Raw genomic sequence first — 24,128 nt, 5'->3', positions numbered from 1 at the left:
GCCGTGTCCCGTCAGCCCTCCATGATCCACTCGGCGCCCGAGGCGATCACGAGCGGCCACTGTGCCACGCCCCTTGCCAAGATTTCGATGACATGGTGATTGTCCACGCCTGCGGGCGTATCTGATGCAAGTCTCAAGGCGGAGCGGTTCATGACTGTCATTCGGCGTCGGGCATTTGTGATGGGCTTCACAGCCCTGGGTGTCGTCCCCTTCGGTCGCGCATGGGCGGATGCTCCGCTCGAAGTCCTGCATGGCTATACGGCCGGCAGCGTCACCGGCCAGATTGCACGGTTCGTCGGGGCGGTTCTGGCGAGCAAGGGGCGGCCGGCGCCGACCGTCCGGGCGATTCCCGGCGACCACGGCTTCGCTCCCGTGCCTGCCTTTCTGGCGGGGTCTGCTGGCGGAAGCCGGGTTCTCGTCGCCGATACGCTCACGCTGATGATGAACGGCGTGGCGCAGGGCAAGCTTTCCGACGTGGAGCGGTTGGTCCCCATCGCCAAGGTGACCAACGGCTATTCGACCGCATTGATCGCTGGCGCCGCGAGTGGGCTCAAGAGCTGGGTCGATGTGGTTTCGACCGCACGAACGCGTCCGGTCGTGCTCGCCGGTTCGGGACGTCTATCGGCCTATGGGCCGGCAGCGGCCTGGGTCGCAGCGGCCGCGCCCGGGGTGACCGAGGTCGATGCCCGCGGCAACGACCAGATTCTCGAAGCGGTGCGGAGCGGCTCGGCGGGGATCGGCGTCGTAACAACGGATTCCATCGCGGCGGCCATGGCCCGCGGTGGCGAGACGCCCACCGTGCTCGCTACCTTCGGAGCCGCTCGTTCTCCCTCTTTCCCCGCGGTTCCGACCTTTGCGGAACTCACGGGCGATCGGGGGCGCACTTATACATTCAGCTATTCTGTCTTTGCGCCGCCGGGATCGGCTCCTTCTTTCGTCGAGACGATCGCCCGCGACCTTGCAGGGCCGTTCCCCAGCGACCTCGTCAGCGCGTTGGGTCAACTGGGGACGCGGGTCGCTGCGGGGGACGCGCCGCTGGTTCGGGAGACGATGCAGCGCGACCTCAGGGTCGCACGCTCCTTCCTCTAGCGACGCCTCGCACAGAGCGACAGGCAGATCAGTCAGCCCTCCATGATCCAGTCGGCGCCGGCGGCCAGCGCGATCTCCTTGACCTGGGCGAGCAGGTTGGGCCCGACGGGGATGCCGGTCTTCATCCGCGCGGCGGCGATGCGGCGCTCGGGATCGCCCGCGACCTGCACCGGCTTCGCCGGGTCGGCGGGCCGCGTGGCGCGCAGCGTGTCGCAGAAGGCGGCGACGTCGGCCTGGAAGTCGGCGGTGTCGCGGAACATGCCGGGATCCATCGCCAGGAAGAAGTGGCCGATGTCGATCGGACCGGGCCGCGTGTTGCGCGTCGGATCCGTCACCATCACGCCGCCCGACAAAGCCGAGCTCAGGATGTTGACCATGGCGCCCAGCCCGTAGCCCTTGTGGCTGCTGCCCTCGGGTGTGCCGCCGAGCGGCGTCATGTAGCCGCCCTTGCTGACCTCGTGCGGATCGGTGCTGGGCAGACCGTCCTTGGTCACCAGCCAGCCGGTCGGCGTCTGCAGCTTCTCGTTGGCCTTGTTGCGGATCTTGCCGGCGGCCACGGTCGTGGTCGCCATGTCGAGCAGGAACGGCTCGCCCGGCTTGCCGGGCGCGGCGAAGGCGATCGGATCGGTGCCGAGACGAGCCTGCGCGCCATTGGTCGGCGCCATGTTGATGCCGCTCGCCGAGGTCGTCGCCATGCCGATGAAGCCGGCGTCGACGGCCTGCAGCACGTAGAAGCCGCAGGCACCGAAATGACCGGAGTTGCGCACCGCCGCCACGCCGATGCCGGTCTTCTTCGCCTTGTCGATGGCGATCTCCATGGCGCGCCGTCCGGTGGGATGGCCGAGCCCACCGTTGCCATCGACCAGCACCGACACCGGGGTCTCCTTCACGATCCGGGGCTCGGCGCGGATGTCGAGCTTGTCGGCGCGCCGGCGCTCGTCGTAGGGCGGCACCATCGAGATGCCGTGCGTGTCGATGCCGTGGAGGTCGGCCCAGGCCATGATCTCGGCGGTGCCGGCCGCGGTGGCCTTCGGCATGCCCCAGGCCTCGAGGATCAGTTCGAGCTGCTTGCGGTGGGTCTCGTACGACGCGGGCATGCTTCATTCTCCATTATTGACGGCGGCATTATTGAGGACCGGCCACACGACGCATCAAGATTCTTCGCCTGCATGCTGGCTGCGTTCGGGGCCGCCTGTGACGCTGCCGAAGGGAACGGTCAGCGGCGTGCCGGGCAGAGCGACAGGTACAAGAAGAACGCCATGACCGGCAGCGTGAACCAGTTGAGCGCGGCACCCGGGGCCGTGCCCATCGTCGTGACCGGCTTGAGGGTTCCGGCCAGTCCGCGCAACACGGGCTCGAGCGTGAAGACCAGCAGCACGAGCGGCACCGTTCCGCGCCAGCGCAGCAGCAGCACCCAGAGCAGCAGCGCGAGGAGCAACTGGATCGCCCCCCACTGGCCGAACATCGCCACGATGTTCGAGCCGCCGTCTATGGTCGCGACGTCGATCGTGGCGATCGACTGCGCGCCGCCGTCCGCCGCCAACAGATGGATGCAGGAGCGCACGGTGATGGCGCTGAGCCAGGCGAGGGCGACCCAGAAGGAAAGCAGCGGACCGTCATAGTGCGCTGGATTGGCGGGCAACAGCCTCGCCGGGGATGGGAGCCACGAAGAGGGCATGGAAGGGACACGTCCGAGTTACGTAAATTTTACCAGAGACCTTCGATCCGAGAGTCTCAAGTGACTTCCTGAAGAACACCAAAGGTAGCAATCCGGGGTCTCACCGTGAACTGCGGTCATCCCAGCACGAGCGCACAAGCTATACGAAGGTTCAGGCTCTCGAACTCTATGTAGAATATTGCCGCCGATATCCGCGTGCAAATCTCACTTCCAGGGCGCGCCATCGTCCCGCGCGTTGTTTGAAGGGAAGAGAGGCCATGATCGGCTATGGATTTGTCGCTCTCGGCGGCGCCTTCGGATCCGCTTTGCGTTTTGCATTGGATCGGTGGATCACCCAGATGATGGGAAGCGCCCTGCCGTGGGGGACCATTGTCATCAATATCGGCGGGTCCTTTGTGATCGGTCTGTTCACGGCCCTCTTCGCGGGGACCAGCGCGGCCTCGACGCCCATTGAAATCCGCCAGTTCGTGCTTGTCGGCGTGTGCGGCGGCTTCACCACCTTTTCGTCCTTCAGCCTTCAGACCTTGACGCTGTTCAATGCGAACGAGCCGGGGCGGGCGCTGCTCAACGTCATGTTGTCCCTCACCCTGTGCCTCACCGCCGTCGCTGCCGGTTAGGTGCTGCCCGGCGCCTTCACCACGCTCTCCCGAGGCGTCGGCCCCTGAGCGCGACCGATCCGCTTCCGCCCACGCCTGCCAATCCCGCCGCGAAACCAAGGAGCCGCACATGAAGATCGATCTTTCCGGAAAGTCCGCCCTCGTCACCGGCTCCACCGGAGGCATCGGCTTTGCCATCGCCAGGGGCCTGCAAGAGGCGGGCGCGGCGGTGGTCATCAATGGCCGCACCCCTGCCGCTGTGGACGAGGCCCTCGCGCGCCTCGGAGGAGCGGCGCGGGGCCGGGCGCTCGATCTTGCGAGCCCGGAGGGCGCGCGGGACCTGGTGGCCCTCGAGCCTGCGTTCGACATCGTCGTGAACAATCTCGGCATCTTCCAGCCGCAGGATTTCTTCGACACCGACGATGCCATCTGGGAGCGGCACTGGCAGGTGAACGTGATGGTTGGCGTCCGGCTCGCGAGAGCCTATCTGCCACCGATGGCGGCGCGGGGCTGGGGCCGGATGATCTTCCTCGGGTCGGAATCGGCCTTCAACATTCCGGTGGAGATGATCCACTACGGCGTCAGCAAGACCGCCGACGTGTCGCTCGCGCGCGGCCTTGCCAAGCGCATGGCAGGGACCGGTGTCACCGTGAATTCCATCCTGCCTGGCCCGACGCTGTCAGAGGGTGTCGCCGAGATGCTCAGGCCGGGCATGGCGGGAGGGAAGTCGCTCGAGGAGGCGGGGGCTGAGTTCGTGCGTGCGCACCGGCCCACGTCGCTGATCCAGCGCCTCGCCACCGTCGACGAAGTCGCCAGCATGGCCGTCTATCTCGCCTCGCCCCTGGCATCTGCCACCACCGGCGCGGCACTGCGCGTCGATGGCGGCGTGGTCGACTTCATCAACTGAACCCATAGAGGCACAAGCCATGAGTTCTCGCATTCTTATCGTCGGCGGCTCGATGGGGGGCCTGTTCGCCGCCGTCCTCCTCGGCCGCGCCGGCTTCGACGTCACCGTCACCGAACGCTCCGCGCACGGGCTCGAGGGGCGAGGGGCGGGCCTCGTCGCCCAGCAGGAGGTCTTCGACATTCTGAGCGAAGTCGGCGTCGAGCACCTCGCCCGCGTCGGTGTCACGGCGCACGAGCGGATCTACCTCGACCGCAACGACGCCATCATCCATCGCCAGCGCACGCCTCAAACGCAGCTCTCGTGGGATGTGCTTTTCCGCACCTTCCGCGAGCGGGTGCCGGATGCACGCTACCGGATCAAGGACCGCGCCGTGCGGGTGCAGACCGACATCGCCGGCGCGACCGTGAGGTATGCTGACGGGCACGAGGAGACGGCTGATCTGGTCATCGGCGCGGACGGCATCGGGTCGCTCGTACGCGAAGCCGTGTCGGGGCCGCAGTCGAGGCCGGCCTATGTGGGCTACGCGACATGGCGGGGGCTCGTGCCGGAGACGCAGGTGCCGGAACTGGCGCGGCGACAGCTCTTCGAGCGGTTCTCCTTCTATGAAGGCCCGGGTTCGCATGTGCTCGGCTATCTCGTTCCGGGCGCAGACGGGTCCACCGAGATGGGGCAGCGCCGGTACAACTGGGTCTGGTACCGACGCTATCCGCCCACGGAGCTGAGCCGAGTTCTCGTCGACCGCGACGGGGTGAGCCGCCCCTTCTCGATCGCCCCTGGCCGAGTGAGGCCGGAGGTCGCGGACCGCCTCAAGCGCGATGCCGCCGAAGCGCTGCCGCCTTCCTTCGCGCAGGCGGTCGCCGCCGAACCCCGGCCCTTCATTCATGCGATTTTCGACTATGCGCCCCCGCACATGGTGAAGGGGCGCGTCGCTCTTCTGGGCGATGCTGCCTTCGTGGCCCGGCCGCACACGGCCATGGGTGTCGCCAAGGCGGCAGGCGATGCCTTTGCGCTGCGAGATGCCTTACGGGCACATCCGGATGTGGATGCCGCGCTCGCTGCTTATCAGGCCGCGCGGGTCCCTGTGGGGCAGGCCATCGTGGCGTACGGCCAGCGGCTGGGACAATCACTCCAGCTGGCCGGAAGCTGAGTCTGCTTGCTACGGGCCTGCGCGACGCAGGCCCGTGTCCTGCATTGGGGCAGCGTTACGGCCCCAGGCTGCAGGCGTTTGTACGCCGCCGGTGATTCTGCCTGGGGGGATAAGTCCGGGGATCTGCCAAGCGGTCAGTAAGCGGCCTCCAGCAGCTGCTGCGCCGCGGCGATGCGCTCGCCATCGGAGCGGACGCCGGCGTTGGCATTGAAGTTCTTGACCGTCTGTCCCGCGATGAGGGGAATCGCTGATCGCGGGATGTTCAGTTCGCTGAGGCGAACCGGCATTCCGACGTTGCGGTACAGTCGTTCCAGTTCATCCGCGATGACCTGCTTGTTCGGCCCGGTGCTGCCACCGAGGCCGAGGGCGTCGGCGACGACCTGCGCCGCGGCCGCATCGTCATCCTGTGACAAGCGGATCTTGGTGGCGTGGATGGTGGAGATCGACTCGCCCTGGCCGACATGGGGGAACTGGACGTGCAAGGCGGTCGAAACGGCATAGTCCCCGCCAAAGGCAGAACTGGCCCCCATGCGGGCCCCATCGTCCTCGGCACGGTTCTGCAGAAAGGCGGCGATGCACAGATCGGCACGCGAGGCTGCGTCGTCGCGATTCTGGGCGAGGGCGGAGTAGGCGCGAAAGGCGAGGCGGAAAGCCTGAAGGCGATCGCCTTCGACCAGTGGATTGGATTCAGCCGCGGCGATGGCTCCGACAACACTGGAGAAGACCGTGGTGGCGGTCGACCGGTGGGATGAAGCGGGTGTCGTCATCAGGACTTCGTAATCCAGCAGGATTGCCTGCGGCCGGGTCTTGGGATCGAAGAACTCCATTCGATGATCCAGATCGGCATTCTTCAGTCCCGTTCCAGCGCGGTTCATGGCGCTGGTGGGAGTGGTCGGGATGTTGACGATGGGCAACTTCGGCGCGGCCAGGCGCGGGCTGTAGGCCGGCTTGCCGGCCGGGTACTGCGTCATGAGCTCGAACGGATCGCGATCCTCTCCGAGGAAGATCGCGACGGCCCGGGTGGCAACCAGCACGCTTCCGCCCCCGACGGCGATTAGCAGATCGGCATTGGCTTCGCGAGCGGCATCCCGGGCGGCGCAGACGTTCGGATAGGGACAATCCTTTTCGATCTGATCGAAGACGCCGGCGAAGGTCGGCCCCAACGCCTTTTCCAGGCGGCGAACGATGTCGGTTCGCCTGTTGATCGACGGCGAGCAGATGACGAAGGCGCGCTTGGCGCCGGCGCGCGCAGCGACTTCCTTGAGGGAATTCTCGAGGACGTTCGATCCGCAATACAGACGCCAGTTATGGCCCGAGGCACGAAAGCTCACTCGATCTCCTCCCGATCTTCACACGGTTCCGTTCAAGGTCTTTGAACCCCGATAGCACATTGCAGCCTCTTGCGGACCCGCTGCCAAGAGCGCTTCCCGCGCCCGTTTCGCAGAAACCGTTTCCAGATCAACTTTTGCGCCGTCCACGGCGGCATCGCGCTATATTGAAGATGTCCCGTTGTGCGAGGAGTGAAGTCCAGTGGCATCGCCGTCGTCCGTCGCCGTCATGAGCGGCCTCGCCCTCGAGGTGGCCGTCAATCGCTGGCTGAAGCCGGCCTTCGAGGCCGCATCGCCCTATCGCCTGGAGATCGACTGGCGTCCGACCACGGCCATCATGAAATCGATTGCCGAAGGGCAGCGCGCCGACGTCGTCATCGCCATCAACGGCTCCATGGACAAGCTCTGCGCGGACGGCATCGTGCGTCCCGAGACCCGCATCTGTCTCGCCGATTCGATCCTGGGCGTCGGCGTCCGCGAGGGGGCGCCGAAACCCGACGTCTCGACGGTCGAGGCGTTCAAGCGGACGCTGGTGGCGGCGAGGGCGGTGGCCTACTCCCGGGCGGGTGCGAGCGGTATCTACTTCACCGGGCTGGTCGAGCGGCTGGGAATCTCCGCGGAGGTCCTCGCGCGCGCCGTCGCGATCCCGATGGGCTTCACCGGCGAGAAGGTCGCGAGCGGCGAGGCCGACATCGCGATCCAGCAGGTGAGCGAATTGATGACGGTCCCCGGCGTCGCCGTCGCCGGCCCGTTTCCCCCGGAGGTCCAGACCGTCTCCACGTTCGATGCCGCGATCTTTGCCGATGCCGCCAACGCCGAGGGTGCCGCCGCGTGGATGGCGCTGCTCGCCTCGCCCTCGGCTGCGAAGGCCTATGGCGAGGGTGGCCTGGTATCCCGCCTGCCGTAGTCCTGAAAACGCTCTCCTTTCGAAAGACCGCTCGCATGTCGAAGAAGCCCCGAATCGTCCTCCTGCATGGCACGCCCGTCGCCATCGAACCCATCCAGCGCGCGTTCGCCACGCGGTGGCCCGAGGCCGAGGTCGTCGACCTGCTCGACTCCTCGCTGTCGATCGATCGCGCCAAGGACCACGACCTGACGCCTCGCATGTTCGAGCGCTTCGTCGAGCTCGGCGGCTACGCGCACCGCATCGGGGCCGAGGCGATCCTCGTCACCTGCTCGGCGTTCGGGCCGGCGATCGAGCGCATGGCAAAGGAACTGCCGGTGCCCGTCCTGAAGCCCAACGAAGCGATGTTCCGGGAGGCGATCGGCCGCGGGCGGCGGATCGGGATGCTCGCCACCTTCGCGCCGTCGGTGCTGACCATGACCGAGGAGTTCGAGCAGTTCGTCGGTGAGGCGGGCGGCGAGGCTGGCGCCAAGGCGACGCTCGAGACGATCGTCGTCGAGGGGGCCATGGATGCGCTGCGCAAGGGCGATGCCGACCGGCACAACGCGCTGATCGCCGCGCGGGCGCCCGAGCTTGCGCATTGCGACGCCATCATGCTCGCGCACTTCTCGACGTCGCGGGCGCTGGCGGCCGTCGGCGCGGCGGTCAAGACACCCGTGCTCACCGCGCCCGACGCCGCGGTCGACCGCATCCGGGCCGCCATCGGCGGCTGACGCCGCTTGGCGGGCCTCTCTGCGGCTACTTCCGCTTCAGATAGTCGATCGCGAGATAGCTGAGCGCGCGCACGCCGTACTTGAGCGCGGGCTCGTGGACGCGGAAGAACGGCGAATGGTTGGCCGGCGCCTGCAGCGGGTCGACCTCCGGCGGCACGACCCCCAGGAAGAAGAACATGCCCGGCACGACCTGGGCGAGATACGAGAAATCCTCGGCGCCCATGACTGGGCGCACCTCGGTGACGCGTTGGGTGTCGAGGCCGTTCTTCAGGCTGTTGGTGCCCCAGTCGGTGAGCGGCGGATCGTTATAGGTCACCGGCACGCCCTCGAAGACCGTGACGGTGGCCTTGGCGCCGGCGGCATCGGCGATGGCGGTGGCGGTCTTGTCGATGCGCTTCCAGATCTCGGCGCGCACGCCCTCGTCGTGGGTCCGGATCGTGCCTTCCATGGCGACGGAATCGGGCAGGATGTTGTTGCGCACGCCGCCATGGATCGTCGAGACCGAGACCACCGCCGGCGTGAGCGTGGGATCGAGCTGACGGCTGACGATGGTCTGCAGCGCCAGGATGATCTGTGCCGAAGTGACGACGGGATCGATGCCGCGCCACGGCTGCGAAGCGTGCGTCTGGCGGCCCTCGACGTCGATCTTGAGGCGATCTGCGCTTGCCATCAGCCCGCCGGGACGGAGTGCAATCACGCCTGAGCGGATGCCCGAGGTGACGTGCAGGCCGAACACGGCGGACGGTGCCGGGTTCTGCATGCAGCCGTCCGCGATCATTGCCTGGGCGCCGCTCGGCCGGCCGTCGTTGGAGCCTTCCTCGTTGGGCTGGAAGATCAGCTTCACCGTGCCCGGGATCTCGTCCTTCATGCCGGCCAGGATCTCGGCCACACCCATCAGGATGGCGACGTGGCAATCGTGGCCGCAGGCATGCATGACCGGGACGGTCTGCCCGAGATACTGCGCCGTGGCCCTGGAGGCGAAGGGCAGGTCGACACGCTCCTCGACGGGCAGCGCATCCATGTCGGCCCGCAGCGCCACGACGCCGCCGGGCTTGCCGCCCTTCAGCACGCCCACGACGCCGGTGATCCCGACGCCGGTCCTCACCTCGTAGCCGAGCTTTTCCAGGTGCTCGGCGGCGAGCGCGGCGGTGCGCGTCTCCTGATAGGAAAGCTCCGGATTCTCGTGAAGGTCGCGCCGCCAGGCGATGACCTTGTCTTCGATCTCGAGGGCCGCTGCGGAAATGCGCTCGGAAAGTTCGTTGCCGGTGATGACGTCGCTCATGCGGCGATTGTCCCGGACGAGGGGGGCGGTGCGCAAGGACTTATCATCCTGGCTCTGGCGCCGGGCGCTTGTGAATTCTTCCTGCGACGGTACAGGATGCGTGCTGGTTTGGATTTCAAGGAGGGTGTCGTGGCAAAACGGATCGTTGAGAGCCCCCAGGCGATGAAGGCGCTGGTCGGTCAGGAGCTCGGGGTCAGCGACTGGCTGGTCATGACCCAGGAACGCATCAACCTGTTCGCCGAAGCCAGTGGCGACCATCAGTGGATCCATGTCGATGTCGAGCGCTGCAAGACCGACATGCCGGACGGGAAGACCATCGCGCACGGCAATCTCACCTTTTCCGTGATCTCCACCTTCGCCCGCGATGTGCTGAAGATCGACAACATGCGCAACGGCATCAACTACGGCTCGAACAAGGTGCGCTACACCAGCCCCGTGCAGGTCGGTGCGCGCATCCGCGGCCGCCAGAAGCTGCTGGCCGCCGACGACATGCCCAACGGCGGCATTCGCATGACCTATCAATGGACCGTCGAGATCGAAGGCCAGGAGCGTCCGGCCTGTGTTGCCGAGACCATGAGCATCGCCTACGCGAAGACATGAGCGCAGACCCGCCGGCGCAGCCGATGGTCGGATGTCGATCGTGCGCAGCGCCGGGGGAGGCAGGTTGCAACTTAGCTTGGCTGGGGCAATCGCCCTAAAGCTCATCGGTTGGCGGCGACAGTTTCGGGTCGGCGCCATGCAGCTGCAGATGAGCGCGCGCCTGCGGCAGGGTCTGGAGGAAGCGGTCGATACACCGCTGGATGTCATCCAGCACGTGCGGGTCTGCAACAACGATACGCTGCGCGCGCTGGAGTGATTTCATAAGCAAGGTTGCCGCCGCGATCGGCTTGATCAGTCCTCGGTCGACCTCCACCCCCAGCTCGGTGGGCGGGCGGAGATTGGCAAAGGAAGGCAGTTCGTAGGTCATCACCTCGAACTGCAGATCGCGATTGTCTGCCATTCTGTGAAAGATGCGCAGCTTCTTGTCCAGATCGATCAGCCGCCAGAAGACGGACTGGACCGTCAGAATCTCAGGAGCCTCATCGGCGCCCTCAGGTGCAATGGCGGCCAGGGCATTCTCGATGTCATCGGGAATGGGCATCGTGTTCACCTCGTTGCGAAACAAGCACCGGCCGAAATCTTTCGCAACTGGGCGCTGCCCGCTCAGCGAAGATGGCAGTCAATTGCCGGCGAAGGCGATGCGTTAGGCTTCGTGGAACTTTCGGGCAGGAATGACGTTTCCGATGCGGCTCGACGAGCGTGGAGCCCGCGAGGAGCGTCATGACTGGTTCGAGATTCATCTCAAGTTCATTTCTGTCGCGTCTGGCCACTGCCGTTCTGTGCCTCACCCTCGCGTCGTGCGGGTACAACAATATCCCGACGCTCGAGGAGCAGGCGAAAGCAAAGTGGGGCGACGTCCAGAACAACTACCAACGTCGTGCGGACTTGATTCCGAACCTGGTCGCGACGGTTCAAGGCTATGCCAAGCAGGAGAAAGACGTGTTGACCGCCGTGGTCGAGGCCCGTGCCAAGGCCACCCAGACCAGGATCGACGTGTCCCAGCTCACCGATCCGGAAAAGGTGAAGCAATTCCAGGATGCGCAGAATCAGCTTTCCGGCGCCCTGGGCCGCCTGATTGCCATCAGCGAGAATTATCCGGACCTCAAATCGAACCAGAACTTCCTGGCGCTGCAGTCGCAGCTCGAGGGCACGGAGAACCGCATTGCCGTCGCGCGCCGCGACTACATCGAAGCCGTACGGGCCTACAATACGGAGCTCAGGACCTTTCCTGGCATGCTCTGGGCAATGACCGCCTTCCGGTCCAACAAGCCGATGGCTGAATTCACTGCCAGCGATGCCGCCCAGACGCCGCCGACCGTCAAGTTCTGATCGTCGACCATGCGTCCTGGTCGCTTGAGAGCAGGCGCCTGGATCGCGGGCTTCGCGCTCTCCCTGCTGTTCGGCCTGGCCGCCTTCGCCGCCAATTTCCCGGCATTGACGGGTCGGGTTGTCGATCAGGCCCGCATTTTGCCGGCGTCTGCCGTCGCCGAGCTGGAGACCAGGCTTGCCGACCTCGAATCCAGGTCGGGCATCCAGCTGGTTGTCGCCACGGTGAACTCGCTCGACGGCCAGGAAATCGAGCCGTACGCCAACGAATTGTTCCGGACCTGGAAGCTCGGCGACAAGACCAGCAACAACGGTGTGTTGCTTCTGGTGGCGCCCAACCAGAAGCGGGTCCGGATCGAGGTTGGGTACGGTCTCGAGGGAACGCTGACGGACGCGCTGTCGAAGGTGATCATCACCAATGCGATCGCCCCGCGTTTCAAGACGGGCGATTTCGCGGGGGGCATAACGCGCGGCGTCGACGACATCATCATCGTCCTGACGACCGATTCTTCGGAATGGCAGCAGCGTCCCTCGCTCAGGGTCGACAGCGAACCGGCCTCGGCTCCCGTTAACTGGCTCGTCATCGCCGTCATCATCGCGGTGATCGGCATGATGATCGTGTCGCCGACTTTCCGATGGCTGGTGATCGGCATGCTGATGAGCGGGCGGGGCGGTGGATCGGGCGGGTTTGGCGGAGGGGGATCTTCCAGGGGCGGTGGTGGGTTCTCTGGCCGCGGTGGCTCTTCCGGCGGCGGCGGAGCATCGGGGAGCTGGTGATGGAACTGAGCGAACAGGACCGCGCGCGAATTTCCGCCGCTATCCGCGCCAGCGAGGCTCGTACGACGGGGGAGATCGTCTGCGTCCTGGCCAGGACCTCGTCGCCGGATGCCGTTGGCGTGCCTGTGCTGCTGGCTGCCCTGATCGCACTGGCGCTGCCGTGGATATTGATGAGCTTTACGGCGGCACCGCTGCAACTGATGTTGTCGCTGCAGGTTCTGGCCTTCTTCGGTCTGCTTGCGGTCTTTTGCCAGCCGCGTGTGCGCGTGGCGCTCCTGCCTCGAGCGGTGCGCCGCGCTTTCTCCCACCGCGCGGCCATGGAGCAGTTCGTGAGTCGCGGCATCGCGCGAACGCGAGAGAGGACCGGTATCCTGATCTTCGTCTCGTTGGCCGAGCGCTACGCTCGCATCATCGCGGACGAGGGCATTGCCAGCCGCGTTCCGCAGGAGGAATGGCAGGGCGCCATCGATGTCTTGAGGGGCCACATGCGGGAAGGCCACATTGCCGATGGCTTCGTCACGGCGATCGATCGGTGCGGTGCCGTCCTGGCGGATAATTTCCCATTGATCGAAGGGGACCGGAGCGAGCTGCCAGATCGGATCTATCTGATCTGAGCGTCCACCCTTGGCCCGACGGGCCGGATCTGGATGAGGACCGTCGCGGTTCGCTCCCGCGAGGATCGGCGCGGGAACCGGACCTTCTCTCCAGGGCGCAAGGCCCCAGAGAGAAGGTTCGCAGAATGAATGGCGGTGCAGGTTCGGCTCTGAGAATCGACAACTGCACTTGAACCCACCGCAAGCACCCATCTCGATTCTCTGAAACGAGATCGATCTCAATAGATCTGCCCCCGGGACTCTTCGCTTTCTTGATCGACGCAGAATACGGAACCAATTGCTCGAAGCCTTGGAGTACGACTGCATGCGTTAGACAGGACTGACAAATGCTTGCCGTACTCCACAATTCGAACCGCCAGGACCCCATGCCGGAGAAGGTTTGCCGCTCCTCGCGGTCAGATCCTTGTCGTCGCCGGAACAAGGTTCGCGCCATCCTCTGACCGCACCGGAAAGATCGCTGCCACTGCCGTGCGCCCGCCGACGCGCATCGATGTTCCTTATTGCGCCGGGCTCGCGGCGCGCGTCTCCAGCATGTCTGCGAAAGGCTCATTCGACCCATGTCAGCCAATACAGCGATTGCTGCTGCGCTCGGAACATGTCGCGGCGGCGACAGAGTCGACCCTGCGCGGCCAGCCCGATGAGCACGTTTCGCCCAGGGCGGGTGTCGCCCGTGGATTTTCCCGAGAGCCCCCTGTCGCGGGTCTTGCGGCAACCCTTCCTGCTGGGTCTTTTCCTGCCCATTCAGGCCGGTGGATGGACGCCTTCGACCTTGCCGAGGACCACAACCTGGACCTTCGACTACAATCTGGCTCTCGCGCGGCGCGCCGAGCAGCTCGGCTTCGATCTCGTCTTCGGCCTGGCTCAATGGGCGAGCAAGGGGGGGTATGGCGGCTCGACGAAGTATCGCGAGGTCTCTCTCGACTCGTTTATGACTACTGCGGCGCTCGCAGCGGCGACCGAACGCATCCTGCTGATCTCGACGCTGCACATACTGTACGGGCCGTGGCATCCGGTTCATCTGGCGAAGTTCGGCGCCACGCTGGATCACATCGCTCGCGGGCGCTGGGGCATCAACATGGTGACCGGATACGCCGCGCGCGAGCCGGCGATGTTCGGCATGACCAAGATCGAGCATGACCGTCGCTATGAGATGGCAGAGATATTCGCGACGCGGCTGCAGCAGCTCTGGTCGCTGGATGAGAATCTCACCGTCGATGGACCTTACTGGGCGATGGAGGATGCTTTCGTAACGCCGAAGCCGCGTTTCGGAAGGCCCGTCATGGTCAATGCGAGCGGGTCGTCGGCGGGCATCGGCTATGGCGTCCGCCACTCGGACATCATGTTCATCACGAGTCCGGCGGGCAATCAGCTCGAGGATGCGCTCTCGAGCGTGCCCGGCCATACCGCCGCCATCCGTGCGGCGGCGGCCGCCGAGGGGCGGCAGGTCCGGACAATTATCAATCCCATGGTCCTGTGTCGCGACACCGAGCGCGAAGCGATCGCCTATCGCGACGCCATCGAGGCGGCGGCCGATACCGAGGCCGTCGAGAATTTTGCCGAGCACGGACGCAAGGGCGATGCACAGGCCTGGCGCAACCAGCGCCGGCTGCACCGCGCCATCGGCGGCAATCTCCATCTCGTGGGCAGTCCGGAACAGATCGTCGACGGCTTCCTGAAGTTGCGCGGTGCCGGTGTCGACGGTGTGCAGCTTACTTTCTACGACTTCGCGCCCGATCTCGAGTACTTCGCCGAGAAGGTGTTGCCGCTGATGTATCAGGCAGGCCTTCGCGTCTCGGACAACGGCGCGGCCTTGAGCCGTCGCCAGCCAGCCTTCGCAGGATGATGCAATGACATTCTCTTCCAATGGCGTCGGGCGCCGGGGCCTGATCGCTTCGTCTTCAGCCGCCGCGGCCTTCGGTGCCCTGGGCGTGCGCGGCGTCTTCGCCCAGGCGACACAGCGGGGGCGTACCCTTGTCGCCAACATCGTCCCGGAACCGCAGAGTCTCGTGGGAGGCGTTGCGATATCGGCGCCGGCTGTGGCGATCTCGAACAATATCTTCGATGCGCTCTTCGAATACGACGCCGACTTCAAGCCGCAACCTGCGCTGGCGACGGGCTGGGAGGAGCGGGACGACGGCAAGACGTTGGTGCTGAAGCTTCGCCAGGGCGTTACGTGGCACGACGGCAAGCCTTTCACGTCGGCCGACGTTCAGTACTCGATCCTCGAACTGATGAAGAAGGTTCATCCGCGCGGCGGCGCCTTCTTTGCCCAGCTCACCGACGTCGAGACGCCCGACCTGCATACCGCCGTCCTGCGTTTCACGAGCCGTGCGCCGGTCGTCTGGTCGGTGCTGAACTATGAAACGCAGATCCTGCCGCGTCACCTGTACGAGGGCACCAACATCCTGACGAACCCCTACAACGTGAAGCCGATCGGCACCGGTCCCTTCGTGTTCAAGGAATGGGTACGCGGAGATTACGTTCTGGTCGAGCGCAACCCCAACTATTGGGACAAGGACCGGCCGAAGGTGGATCGCATCCGCTTTCGCTTCATCCCCGACTCTGGTGCACGGGCGGCGGCTCTCGAGACGGGGGAGGTTCACTACACGCCCCTCAGCCCGGTGGCGCTCGCCGATATTCCGCGGCTCAGGGACCGGCCGGGCATCGTGGTCGAAGCGCGCGGAAGCGAGGCCAATGCCCCGGTCTTCTTTCTCGACTTCAACCTGAGGCGCCCGCAGTTCCAGGATGTCCGCGTGCGTCGCGCCATCGCGCACGCCATCGATAAGAAGGCACTGGCCGAAACCGTCTGGTTCGGCTTCGCGACGCCGGCGACCGGGCCGATCCCATCGTACCAGAAGCAGTTCTATACGGCCGATGTACCGCGCTACGACTTCGATCTCGCGCGCGCCGAGCAGTTGCTCGACGAGGCCGGGTACAAGAAGGGTAGTGACGGCATCCGCTTCCGTATCTCCCACGACCCCATGCCTTATGGAGACGAGTATACGCGTTCGGGCGAGTTCATCCGCCAGTCCCTCAAGCAGGTCGGGATCGAAGTCACGCTCCGCACCCACGATCTGCCGACGTTCCTGCGCAAGATCTTCAGCGAGCGCGACTTCGACACGCTGAATTCGTTCTATGCCGCGTTTCCGGATCCGCAGATCGGCGTTCACCGCCGCTTCTCGACGGAAGCGATCAAGACCGGCACGCCTTGGTCGAATGCCTCGGGTTACTCGAAGCCCGAGACCGACGCGATCATCAACGCCATCCAGACCGAAGCCAGCGTCGCGCGGCGTATCGAGCTGATCCACCTGTTGCAGCGCGCCGCCCAGGCGGATCTGCCGTCGATCACGCTTCTCGAGCTTCGTCCGCTCCGGGTGTTCTCCGCGCGTCTCCAGGGCGTCAACGTCAATCCGGATGGCGGCGGTGCGTCGCTCAAGGGGGTTTCCTTTGCCTCCTGACATTGCTGCACCCCGATCCATTGAACGCGCGATTGGCCCGGAGTCCGTGCCGGATGGGGCGACGCTGATCGACGCCGCGAGAGCGGCCCGTCGCGAGATCGCGCGGACCTCGTCCGAACGCGACCGGACGGCGGCATTGCCCACCGAGCCGCTGAGGCTGATCCTGTCTGCCGGACTCGGTGCTGCGCGCGTGCCCTGGCGGTACGGCGGCTCCGAGGTGCGCTTCCGGGATCTCGTCGAGATCGTCATTCACATCGCGGCCGGCGATGCCAGCGTCGGTCAGCTCGTCCAGCCGCATTTCATCTTCCTGGAGCGCGTGCGGCTCATGGGCAGCGAGACGCAGCGTCAGCACTATCTGGCCGCGGCCGCAGCCGGCGCGTTCTTCGGCAATGCGATCTCTGAGAAGGGCGGCGCGCCGGGGCGGTGGGCCACGCACTTGAAGCGAACGGCCGGCGGGTATCGGCTTTCGGGGCACAAGTTCTACGGCACGGGTTCGCTGCTGGCCCAGTACACCTTCGTCGGGGCGCTGACCGACGATGAGCGGCGGGTGCTGGCCGTGGTCCCGACAGACCGCTTGGGCGTGCGGCTGGAAGATGACTGGGAGGGCTTTGGTCAGCGCGCCACCGCGAGCGGCAGCGTCATCTTCGACCATGTGTCAGTGGAGCCGGATGAGATCATTGATCTCGGCCCGTGGGAGACGCGGCGCCATCACACCGGTTCCGGCTCGCAGATCATCCATTGCGCCATCGATGCAGGGATCGCCGCCGCAGCGCTCGACGAAGCCATCGGCCTGGGGCGCGGCGGCGCGCGGGCATCGCGCGACAGTGGTGTTGAATGGGCGCGCGACGATACGGCAGTTCAGGATGTTATCGGCGATGTTGCCGCGCACGCCTTTGCGGCGGAAGCCAGCGTGCTGCGGGCCGCCGATCTCCTCGATCGCGCTGCCGAAGCGCTCTACGCCAGCGGGACCGAGTCGGAGCCCCACGTCGAGCCACTGCTCGTGGAGGCTTCGCTGGCGGTGGCCAAAGCGAAGATCGTGTCGACCCGCGCGGCGCTGCGGGCGGGCGAGCGCCTCTTCGAGGTCGGCGGCGCCTCGAATACCGCACGCAGCCGCAATCTCGACCGGCATTGGCGCAACGCGCGCACCCACACGACGCACGATCCGCTCGCCTACAAATTCCGCGTCGTCGGCGACAGCCTCCTGAACGACCGCGATCCGCCGAATTCCTTCACCTTCTGAGAGCCCTCACGCAGGAAGCCGACCGATGACCATGAATCGCAGAACCTTTGCCGGTGCCTCGCTGGCGGCCCTCCTGGCGGGCACCGGCACGCTCCATGCCGCTGACGAAACGCCACGGAAAGGCGGAACGCTCGTCGTCAACCTCGAACCGGAACCGTCGAGCTTCCTGTTCAACTCGAATACGGCCGGTATCCTCGCGGCCCAGGTCGTCGAAGGGCTCGTCGAATACGACGAGAACTTCAAGCCCATTCCGGCGCTGGCCGAGAGCTGGGAGCAGAGCCCCGACGGCAAGACCATCACGTTCCACCTCCGACGGGACGTTACCTGGCACGACGGCAAGCCCTTCACCTCTGCGGACGTGAACTACACGGTTCTCGAGGTTACCAAGAAGGTGAACCCGCGTGCAGGCACGGCTTACAGGGCCGTCGAGGCCGTCGATACGCCGGATCCCCATACGGCAATCTTCCGGCTCTCCGAGCCGTCGCCGGCAATCTGGGCCGTGCTGTCGAATGCCGAGGCGCCGATCCTGCCGCGGCATCTCTACGAAGGCACGCCGCCGCTCAGCAATCCATGGAACACCAAGCTGGTGGGCACCGGTCCGTTCGTCTTCAAGGAATGGGTGCGTGGCGACTACGTGCTCGTGGAACGCAACCCGAAATACTGGCGAAAGGACAGGCCCTACGTCGACCGCATCCGGTTCCGCACGATCCCCGATCCCGGTGCGCGCGCCGCAGCCCTCGAGACCGGCGAGGTCCACTACGCACCGTTCAGTGCCGTGCCTCCGTCGGACGTGGAGCGTCTGCGCAGGCTGCCCAACCTCGTCGTCGAGACGCGCGGCTATGGCACGTTCGTGCCGGCTTTCTTCTTCGAATTCAACCTGGACAGACCGCAGTTCCGCGACAAGCGCGTGCGAGCGGCCTTCGCCCACGCCATCGATCGGCAGGCCTTGGCCGACCGCGTCTGGTACGGCCTGGCCAAGCCGGCAACCGGTCCTATTCCCAGCACGCACGCCGAGCTTTATACGGCCGACGTCACGCAGTACGCGTTCGATCCCAGGAAGGCGGAAGCGTTGCTCGACGAGGCCGGATTCCCCCGGGATGCCGACGGGATCCGGCTGCGGGTCAATCACTACACCATGCCCTATGGCGATCTGTTCAAGCGGGCCGGCGAGTTCCTCCGCGAGTCGCTGAAGCAGGTCGGCGTCGATCTGCAGCTGGTCAATCTCGATCTCGCGCCGTTCCTGCGGCAGGTCTATGGCGAGCGCAATTTCGATACCTACAGCACTTACTACAATTCCAGCGCGGATCCCCAGATCGGCGTCCTGAGACGCTACTGGAGCAAGACCATCCTCAAGGGCGTGGCCTGGTCCAACGGCCCCGGTTATTCGAATCCCGAGGCCGATCGGATCATCGAGGCGAGCTTCACCGAAATCGATCCGGCCAAGCGGCGCGCGCTCCTCGTCGAACTGCAGAAGATCGCGCAGGACGACCTGCCGTCGATCAACCTGCTCGAGCTCCAGCATTTCAGCATCGTGTCGGCCCGCGTGCGGGGATTGAGCACCGTCCGCGACGGTCATTCGAAGGCGTTGCGCGACGTCTGGCTGGCTCGCTGACGGAGCGAGAGCGATGCTTCCCCGCGTACGTTATCTGCTCGGCCGGCTGTTGCAGGTCGCCCCCGTGGCGTTCCTGATCATCCTGGCGAACTTCTTCCTGCTGCGATTGGCGCCCGGCGACCTGGCGGACGTCATGGCGGGAGAGGCGGGCGCCGCGACGCCGGAATTCATGGCGGCGCTGCGCCAGCAGTTCGGCGCGGACCAGCCGGTCCTGGTTCAGCTGGTGAACTACTATCAGAGGATCCTGTCGTTCGACCTTGGCTACTCGTTCCGTAACGGCGCCGACGTCACGAGCCTGATCGTCGCCCGGCTACCTGCGACGGCCCTGCTGGTGGGAGTGAGTCTCTTCCTGGCGGTGGTACTTGGTGTGGCGCTCGGATGGCTTGCGGCCGTCACGCCACGGCGCTGGATCTCCGGGCTCGTCTCGCTGGTGACGAGCATCGGCTTCGCGACGCCGTTGTTCTGGATCGGCCTGATGCTGATCGTGCTGTTCTCGATCGAGCTTCGCTGGTTGCCGACCGGCGGATTCTACGACCGCGACGCTGGTTATGAGGGCTGGGACCTGGTCGTCGACGTCGCCCGGCACATGATCATGCCGGTGGCCAGCCTCGCGATCTTCTACGTCACGATCTATGCCCGCCTCACGACCACGGCCATTCTCGAGGTGCAGAAGATGGACTATGTGCGCACGGCCCAGGCCAAGGGGCTCGGTCCGCGCTACATCTCGATCGTCCACGTCCTTCGCAACGCCTTGCTGCCCATCGTCACGGTTTCGGGCATGCAGATCGGTGCGTTGATCAGCGGCTCCGTCGTGATCGAGACGGTGTTTGCCTGGCCGGGCATGGGGCGGCTCGCCTTCGATGCCGTGATGCAGCGCGACCTCAATCTTCTCCTCGGCATCCTGTTCTGCACCTCCCTGCTGGTGATCGCGGCCAATCTGGTCACCGACCTCGTCTACGCACTGCTCGACCCGAGGATCGAACTCCAATGAGCGCCCACGCGAACGGCTTCAGGCGCTTTGCCAAGGCACGCAGTGCGGTGGTTGCCACCATTGTGCTGGCGGTGACAATTATATTGGCAATCGGCGCGCCGCTGATCTTCAAGGCGGACGCCTTCGCCATGGTCGGCAAGCCGTTCCTGTGGCCCGGCACCGATCCAAGGTTTCCGCTGGGCACCGACATGTTCGGCCGGGACATCCTCACGGGCATCGTCTACGGCGCGCGGGTCTCCCTGCTGGTGGGCCTCGCCGCGGCGACCATATCGACGGCTCTGGGCATCGCGGCGGGCGTCGTGTCGGGCTATTTCGGCGGCTGGGCCGACCACGCCTTGATGCGGGTGACCGAGCTCTTCCAGACGATGCCGCCGCTGGTCTTCGTCGTGACGATCGTGGCGATCCTCCAGCCCTCCGTGGTCAGCATCGTCGTCGCCATCGGCTTCACGAGTTGGACGCAGACGGCCCGGCTGATCCGCGCCGAAACGCTGCGGATCCGGGAGAGCGAGTTCGTGCAGGCGGCGTTTGCCCTGGGCCTCACGCCCGTTCGCATCGTCGTGAAACACGTCCTGCTCAACGCCATTTCACCGGCCATCGTCACCGGGACGATCCTCGCGGGATCGGCCATCCTCACGGAAGCCGCCCTGTCGTTCCTGGGACTTGGCGACCCGAACGTGATGTCCTGGGGCAGCATGATCGGCGCCGGCCGACAGGTTCTCAGAACCGCCTGGTACATCGCGGCCATTCCCGGCTTCGCCATCGTCCTGACGGTGCTTGCGATCACCGCGCTCGGCAACGGGCTGAACTACTTCCTCGATCCCCGGGCTGCGGATTGATCCGCCGCGTTGTCGCCCTTTCAGGAGACCGATCCCGCCAATGACACATGCCGATATTCTGCCCGACCGGGCCTCCCGGTCACCATCCGCGCGCCCGCGCCGGACACCTGCGGCACGCCTCGGGTCCGAGGCCGAGGTGATCGCCGCGGCGACCCGTCTCGCGGACTCGTTCCGTGCGGGCGCCATCGAGCGTGACCGGGGCCGTTTGCTTCCCTACGAGGAAGTCGCGGCGCTGAAACAGGCGGGCCTTTTCGCCATCACTGTCCCAAGGCCGTTCGGCGGCCTCGACGTATCGGCGGTCACGGTCGCCGAGGTCACGCGCCTGCTGTCGGCGGCCGATCCGAGTATCGGGCAGATTCCGCAGAATCATTTCTGCTTCCTGCCCGTCTTCTCGTTCGGTTCCGTCGAGCAGGCGGAATTCTTCTATGGCCGCGTCCTGGCCGGCGACAGCATCGGCAACGCCCATTCGGAGAACTCGCGGAAGCGGGCGGGGGTGTATGAGCACGACCTGCGCCGTGTCGAGGGCGGTTGGGTCGTCACGGGCCGGAAGTTCTACTCGACGGGCGCGATCTTCGCGGACTGGATTCCCTTCATCGGATACGACGACCAGCAACGCCAGTTGATGTTCTTCGTCGACGCCACGGCCGAGGGCGTCACCGTCCTCGACGATTGGACGGGCATGGGCCAGCGCACGACGGCGAGCGGGACCACCGTCTTCGAGAAGGTCTTCGTCCCCGATGCCCACGTCTTTCCCTACTACAAGGCTGGCGACAGCACCCGTCCGACGCGGCTGCTGGCCGCCCTGATCCACTCCGCGATCGATCTCGGCATTGCCGAGGAAGCCCTGTCGGATGCCCGCCACTACATCCTGCACAACAACCGTCCGTGGATCGACAATCCCCACGAGGAGCATGCGCAGGAGCCGTTCGTCATCCAGAAGTTCGGTGAACTGGGCTTTGCCGTCCGAACTGCCGAGCGGCTGTTGCGTCACGCGGCTCAGGAGATCGACCATGCACGGGCCAACGGAGGCGCCGAGGCGGCAACCCAGGCCGCGCTGGCCGCTGCCGATGCGCGATACGCCTGCGCCACTGCGGCGGTAACGGTGGCGGACCAGCTCTTTCCCCTCACGGGGGCGCGGGCGACGCTCGAAAAATACGACCTCGACCGTCACTGGCGAAACGCGCGGACCCATACGCTGCATGACCCCCTGCGCTGGAAGCTCTTCCACCTGGGTAACTACTACCTGAACGGCGTTGAACCCGGGCCGCGATCGCTGATCTGACGCGTTCCGGGGCACCCCGGAGCACGCTCGCCCCCTTCTTCAGGAGTGACGACATGACGAATATCTCGACCGCAAAGAACGTTGCCGCGCAAGCTCTGCACCAGATCGACGTGCCCGAACTCGTTGCTCTCATCGCGCAGCCGTCCGAACTGGCGGTGCTCGACGTGCGGGAACTGGGCATTCATGTCGAGACGGGCCATATCCTTCTCTCGACGCCGCTGCCTTTGAGCCGGATCGAGTTGCGGATCGCATCGCTGGTTCCGCGGCGGAACACGAAGCTGGTGGTCTATGACGGCGGCGGCGAGGGGCTGGCCGAACGGGCCGCCGCGCGGCTGCTTGCCCTCGGCTATTCCGACGTGTCGATATTGAAGGGCGGTGTTGCCGCCTGGCGCGCCGCGGGACTGGAGGTCTATACGGGCATTCACGTCCTATCGAAGGCCTTCGGTGAATTCGTCGAACACACCTACGGCACGCCGCGCCTCAGCGCGAAGGATCTCAAGGCCAAGATCGACGCCGGAGAGGATCTCGTCGTACTCGATGGACGAACCCTGTCGGAGTTCGAGGATTTCAGCATTCCAGGCGCCTATGCCTGCCCGAATGCCGAGCTGCCCTATCGCGCCCCGGATCTGATCCGCTCGCCGGAGACGCTGGTCGTGGTCAATTGCGCGGGGCGTACGCGCTCGATCATCGGGGCGCAGGCCCTGCTCAATGCCGGGCTGCCCAACAAGGTTGTGGCGCTCGAGAACGGCACCATGGCGTGGTTGTTCGAGGGCCTCGAACTCGCCAGTGGTAAGCACAATCTCGCGCCGGAGCCGTCCGCGTCAGGATTGGTAGCGGCCCGCGCCGGTGCCGAACAGCTGCGCCGGCGGTTCGGTATCCGCACCATCGACCGTGCCGGGCTTGCCGAGCTCGAGCGCGATGACACGAGCCGCAGCCTGTACCGGCTCGATGTCCGGACCCGGCAGGAATATGAAGCGGGGCACCTGCCTGGATCGCTTTGGGCCGAAGGTGGCGAACTCGTGCAGGCGACGGATCGATGGATCGCCACGCGCCATGCCCGCGTCGTTCTGATCGACGACGAGGTCGGCGCCCGGGCGGCGATCACCGCTTCCTGGCTGTTGCAGCTCGGTTGGTCGGACGTGCAGGTCTACGCTCTTGACCCGCAGACCGAAGCCCTGGAGGTGGGTCCGGAGAGGCCGCTCGTCGTGGGATTGCCGGCGCCGCAGCCGACGATCGCCGCAAGCGACCTCAAAAGCCTCCTCGAGAATGACAGCGCGGTGCTGCTCGACGTTTCGAACAGTCAGACCTACGTCGCCGGCCACGTGCCGGGCGCACGGTTCGCGATCCGCGCCTGGCTCGGCGACGGCCTTGCGCGTCTTCCCGCCGAAGGATCGGTCGTCGTGACGGCCGACAATCCCGCGCTCGCACTGCTCGCCGCGGCGGATCTTCGGTCGCTCACGAGCCGGCCGGTGAAGGTCCTGGCGGGCGGCCTGGCGGCCTGGCGCGCGGCGGGTTTCGAGACCGAAACCGGCGCGACGAACCTGCACGACCCGGCCGAGGATTTCTGGGTCTCGCCCTATCGCGATCAGGACCGCTTCGCGGCTTTCCGGCGCTATCTCGATTGGGAAATCGCCCTGATCGATCAGATCGCGCGCGACCGGACCGTCTCCTTCAAGGTCTTCGAAGCGGCCGTGACAGCGCCGGCAGCCTCGCCGCAGCCTTAGCCCTACGTTCGCAAGGCACGATCA

General features: G+C 65.8%; 23 protein-coding genes. 18 read left to right on the top strand and 5 right to left on the bottom strand.

Annotated elements, in window-relative coordinates:
• The first annotated feature begins 180 nt into the window (after positions 1 to 180).
• Positions 181 to 1,089: a tripartite tricarboxylate transporter substrate-binding protein gene (locus tag ACP15H_RS20675; protein ID WP_425068023.1), complete on the top strand. Its 909-nt coding sequence runs from the start codon at positions 181 to 183 to the stop codon at positions 1,087 to 1,089.
• Between the two features lie 32 nt (positions 1,090 to 1,121).
• On the opposite strand, the gene ACP15H_RS20670 is transcribed toward ACP15H_RS20675, so the two are convergent.
• Positions 1,122 to 2,186: an Ldh family oxidoreductase gene (locus ACP15H_RS20670; protein ID WP_425068022.1), complete on the bottom strand. Its 1,065-nt coding sequence runs from the start codon at positions 2,184 to 2,186 to the stop codon at positions 1,122 to 1,124.
• A 119-nt stretch (positions 2,187 to 2,305) separates the two neighbouring features.
• A complete protein-coding gene (locus tag ACP15H_RS20665; protein WP_425068021.1) occupies positions 2,306 to 2,731 on the bottom strand; it encodes a hypothetical protein in 426 nt (141 codons plus the stop codon).
• A gap of 293 nt (positions 2,732 to 3,024) precedes the next feature.
• Here ACP15H_RS20665 and crcB point away from each other — a divergent pair, with 293 nt between their 5' ends.
• From crcB to ACP15H_RS20650, 3 genes are all read left to right on the top strand, one after another.
• Positions 3,025 to 3,384: a fluoride efflux transporter CrcB gene (gene crcB, locus ACP15H_RS20660; protein WP_425068020.1), complete on the top strand. Its 360-nt coding sequence runs from the start codon at positions 3,025 to 3,027 to the stop codon at positions 3,382 to 3,384.
• Positions 3,385 to 3,493: 109 nt separating this feature from the next.
• Positions 3,494 to 4,270, top strand: coding sequence for an SDR family NAD(P)-dependent oxidoreductase (locus ACP15H_RS20655; RefSeq protein WP_425068019.1), 777 nt, complete (start codon positions 3,494 to 3,496; stop codon positions 4,268 to 4,270).
• A 19-nt stretch (positions 4,271 to 4,289) separates the two neighbouring features.
• Positions 4,290 to 5,417 carry an FAD binding domain-containing protein gene (locus ACP15H_RS20650; RefSeq protein WP_425068018.1) on the top strand — a complete coding sequence of 376 codons (1,128 nt, stop codon included), beginning with the start codon at positions 4,290 to 4,292 and terminating at the stop codon, positions 5,415 to 5,417.
• A gap of 134 nt (positions 5,418 to 5,551) precedes the next feature.
• Here ACP15H_RS20650 and ACP15H_RS20645 read toward each other — a convergent pair whose 3' ends face one another.
• A complete protein-coding gene (locus tag ACP15H_RS20645) occupies positions 5,552 to 6,748 on the bottom strand; it encodes an iron-containing alcohol dehydrogenase (RefSeq protein ID WP_425068017.1) in 1,197 nt (398 codons plus the stop codon).
• 199 nt (positions 6,749 to 6,947) lie between these two features.
• On the opposite strand from ACP15H_RS20645, the gene ACP15H_RS20640 reads away from it, so the two are divergent.
• Together ACP15H_RS20640 and ACP15H_RS20635 are read left to right on the top strand one after the other, a co-directional pair.
• A complete protein-coding gene (locus ACP15H_RS20640) occupies positions 6,948 to 7,652 on the top strand; it encodes a substrate-binding domain-containing protein (protein ID WP_425068016.1) in 705 nt (234 codons plus the stop codon).
• A gap of 35 nt (positions 7,653 to 7,687) precedes the next feature.
• Complete coding sequence (locus ACP15H_RS20635; protein ID WP_425068015.1) at positions 7,688 to 8,362, top strand: aspartate/glutamate racemase family protein; 675 nt, start codon at positions 7,688 to 7,690, stop codon at positions 8,360 to 8,362.
• 25 nt (positions 8,363 to 8,387) lie between these two features.
• On the opposite strand, the gene ACP15H_RS20630 is transcribed toward ACP15H_RS20635, so the two are convergent.
• On the bottom strand, positions 8,388 to 9,644 hold the full coding sequence (locus ACP15H_RS20630; RefSeq protein WP_425068014.1) for an amidohydrolase: 1,257 nt from the start codon (positions 9,642 to 9,644) through the stop codon (positions 8,388 to 8,390).
• Positions 9,645 to 9,773: 129 nt separating this feature from the next.
• On the opposite strand from ACP15H_RS20630, the gene ACP15H_RS20625 reads away from it, so the two are divergent.
• Positions 9,774 to 10,244: a MaoC family dehydratase gene (locus tag ACP15H_RS20625; protein WP_298311541.1), complete on the top strand. Its 471-nt coding sequence runs from the start codon at positions 9,774 to 9,776 to the stop codon at positions 10,242 to 10,244.
• A gap of 94 nt (positions 10,245 to 10,338) precedes the next feature.
• Here ACP15H_RS20625 and ACP15H_RS20620 read toward each other — a convergent pair whose 3' ends face one another.
• Positions 10,339 to 10,785, bottom strand: a complete 447-nt coding sequence (locus tag ACP15H_RS20620; protein ID WP_425068013.1) for a hypothetical protein — start codon at positions 10,783 to 10,785, stop codon at positions 10,339 to 10,341.
• 179 nt (positions 10,786 to 10,964) lie between these two features.
• On the opposite strand from ACP15H_RS20620, the gene ACP15H_RS20615 reads away from it, so the two are divergent.
• The 11 genes from ACP15H_RS20615 to ACP15H_RS20565 all read left to right on the top strand — a co-directional run bounded on the left by ACP15H_RS20615 (position 10,965) and on the right by ACP15H_RS20565 (position 24,104).
• Positions 10,965 to 11,573: a LemA family protein gene (locus ACP15H_RS20615; protein WP_425069940.1), complete on the top strand. Its 609-nt coding sequence runs from the start codon at positions 10,965 to 10,967 to the stop codon at positions 11,571 to 11,573.
• 9 nt (positions 11,574 to 11,582) lie between these two features.
• Positions 11,583 to 12,347: a TPM domain-containing protein gene (locus ACP15H_RS20610; RefSeq protein WP_425068012.1), complete on the top strand. Its 765-nt coding sequence runs from the start codon at positions 11,583 to 11,585 to the stop codon at positions 12,345 to 12,347.
• On the top strand, positions 12,347 to 12,961 hold the full coding sequence (locus tag ACP15H_RS20605) for a TPM domain-containing protein (protein WP_425068011.1): 615 nt from the start codon (positions 12,347 to 12,349) through the stop codon (positions 12,959 to 12,961). Before ACP15H_RS20610 ends, ACP15H_RS20605 begins: the two co-directional genes overlap by 1 nt.
• Positions 12,962 to 13,598: 637 nt before the next feature.
• Entirely contained in the window at positions 13,599 to 14,804 is a 1,206-nt protein-coding gene (locus ACP15H_RS20600) for an LLM class flavin-dependent oxidoreductase (protein ID WP_425069939.1), read from the top strand.
• Between the two features lie 4 nt (positions 14,805 to 14,808).
• Entirely contained in the window at positions 14,809 to 16,419 is a 1,611-nt protein-coding gene (locus tag ACP15H_RS20595; protein WP_425068010.1) for an ABC transporter substrate-binding protein, read from the top strand.
• Positions 16,420 to 16,465: 46 nt separating this feature from the next.
• A complete protein-coding gene (locus ACP15H_RS20590) occupies positions 16,466 to 17,659 on the top strand; it encodes an acyl-CoA dehydrogenase family protein (protein WP_425068009.1) in 1,194 nt (397 codons plus the stop codon).
• 31 nt (positions 17,660 to 17,690) lie between these two features.
• The gene (locus ACP15H_RS20585) at positions 17,691 to 19,271 is read left to right on the top strand and encodes an ABC transporter substrate-binding protein (protein WP_425068008.1); all 1,581 of its coding nucleotides are present in this window, start codon (positions 17,691 to 17,693) and stop codon (positions 19,269 to 19,271) included.
• Positions 19,272 to 19,284: 13 nt separating this feature from the next.
• On the top strand, positions 19,285 to 20,262 hold the full coding sequence (locus ACP15H_RS20580; RefSeq protein ID WP_425068007.1) for an ABC transporter permease: 978 nt from the start codon (positions 19,285 to 19,287) through the stop codon (positions 20,260 to 20,262).
• On the top strand, positions 20,259 to 21,098 hold the full coding sequence (locus ACP15H_RS20575; protein ID WP_425068006.1) for an ABC transporter permease: 840 nt from the start codon (positions 20,259 to 20,261) through the stop codon (positions 21,096 to 21,098). Before ACP15H_RS20580 ends, ACP15H_RS20575 begins: the two co-directional genes overlap by 4 nt.
• 40 nt (positions 21,099 to 21,138) lie before the next feature.
• A complete protein-coding gene (locus tag ACP15H_RS20570) occupies positions 21,139 to 22,380 on the top strand; it encodes an SfnB family sulfur acquisition oxidoreductase (RefSeq protein WP_425068005.1) in 1,242 nt (413 codons plus the stop codon).
• 53 nt (positions 22,381 to 22,433) lie between these two features.
• The gene (locus ACP15H_RS20565; protein ID WP_425068004.1) at positions 22,434 to 24,104 is read left to right on the top strand and encodes a rhodanese-like domain-containing protein; all 1,671 of its coding nucleotides are present in this window, start codon (positions 22,434 to 22,436) and stop codon (positions 24,102 to 24,104) included.
• Positions 24,105 to 24,128 lie beyond the last annotated feature (24 nt).

The organism is Reyranella sp. (genome assembly GCF_965249915.1).
Classification (GTDB): Bacteria; Pseudomonadota; Alphaproteobacteria; order Reyranellales; family Reyranellaceae; genus Reyranella.
The sequence above is the reverse complement of the archived record's forward strand: the minus strand, read 5'-3'. Positions and strand labels throughout refer to the sequence as shown.

Bases quoted from the DNA above. Each gene is read 5' to 3' on its own strand.
- ACP15H_RS20565 (WP_425068004.1), top strand. From the start codon at position 22,434: ATGACGAATATCTCGACCGCAAAGAACGTTGCCGCGCAAGCTCTGCAC.
- ACP15H_RS20595 (WP_425068010.1), top strand. From the start codon at position 14,809: ATGACATTCTCTTCCAATGGCGTCGGGCGCCGGGGCCTGATCGCTTCG.
- ACP15H_RS20620 (WP_425068013.1), bottom strand. From the start codon at position 10,785: ATGCCCATTCCCGATGACATCGAGAATGCCCTGGCCGCCATTGCACCT.
- ACP15H_RS20580 (WP_425068007.1), top strand. From the start codon at position 19,285: ATGCTTCCCCGCGTACGTTATCTGCTCGGCCGGCTGTTGCAGGTCGCC.
- ACP15H_RS20600 (WP_425069939.1), top strand. From the start codon at position 13,599: ATGAGCACGTTTCGCCCAGGGCGGGTGTCGCCCGTGGATTTTCCCGAG.
- ACP15H_RS20635 (WP_425068015.1), top strand. From the start codon at position 7,688: ATGTCGAAGAAGCCCCGAATCGTCCTCCTGCATGGCACGCCCGTCGCC.
- ACP15H_RS20615 (WP_425069940.1), top strand. From the start codon at position 10,965: ATGACTGGTTCGAGATTCATCTCAAGTTCATTTCTGTCGCGTCTGGCC.
- ACP15H_RS20605 (WP_425068011.1), top strand. From the start codon at position 12,347: ATGGAACTGAGCGAACAGGACCGCGCGCGAATTTCCGCCGCTATCCGC.
- ACP15H_RS20655 (WP_425068019.1), top strand. From the start codon at position 3,494: ATGAAGATCGATCTTTCCGGAAAGTCCGCCCTCGTCACCGGCTCCACC.
- ACP15H_RS20630 (WP_425068014.1), bottom strand. From the start codon at position 9,644: ATGAGCGACGTCATCACCGGCAACGAACTTTCCGAGCGCATTTCCGCA.
- ACP15H_RS20570 (WP_425068005.1), top strand. From the start codon at position 21,139: ATGACACATGCCGATATTCTGCCCGACCGGGCCTCCCGGTCACCATCC.
- ACP15H_RS20610 (WP_425068012.1), top strand. From the start codon at position 11,583: ATGCGTCCTGGTCGCTTGAGAGCAGGCGCCTGGATCGCGGGCTTCGCG.
- crcB (WP_425068020.1), top strand. From the start codon at position 3,025: ATGATCGGCTATGGATTTGTCGCTCTCGGCGGCGCCTTCGGATCCGCT.
- ACP15H_RS20675 (WP_425068023.1), top strand. From the start codon at position 181: ATGGGCTTCACAGCCCTGGGTGTCGTCCCCTTCGGTCGCGCATGGGCG.
- ACP15H_RS20585 (WP_425068008.1), top strand. From the start codon at position 17,691: ATGAATCGCAGAACCTTTGCCGGTGCCTCGCTGGCGGCCCTCCTGGCG.
- ACP15H_RS20575 (WP_425068006.1), top strand. From the start codon at position 20,259: ATGAGCGCCCACGCGAACGGCTTCAGGCGCTTTGCCAAGGCACGCAGT.
- ACP15H_RS20650 (WP_425068018.1), top strand. From the start codon at position 4,290: ATGAGTTCTCGCATTCTTATCGTCGGCGGCTCGATGGGGGGCCTGTTC.
- ACP15H_RS20670 (WP_425068022.1), bottom strand. From the start codon at position 2,186: ATGCCCGCGTCGTACGAGACCCACCGCAAGCAGCTCGAACTGATCCTC.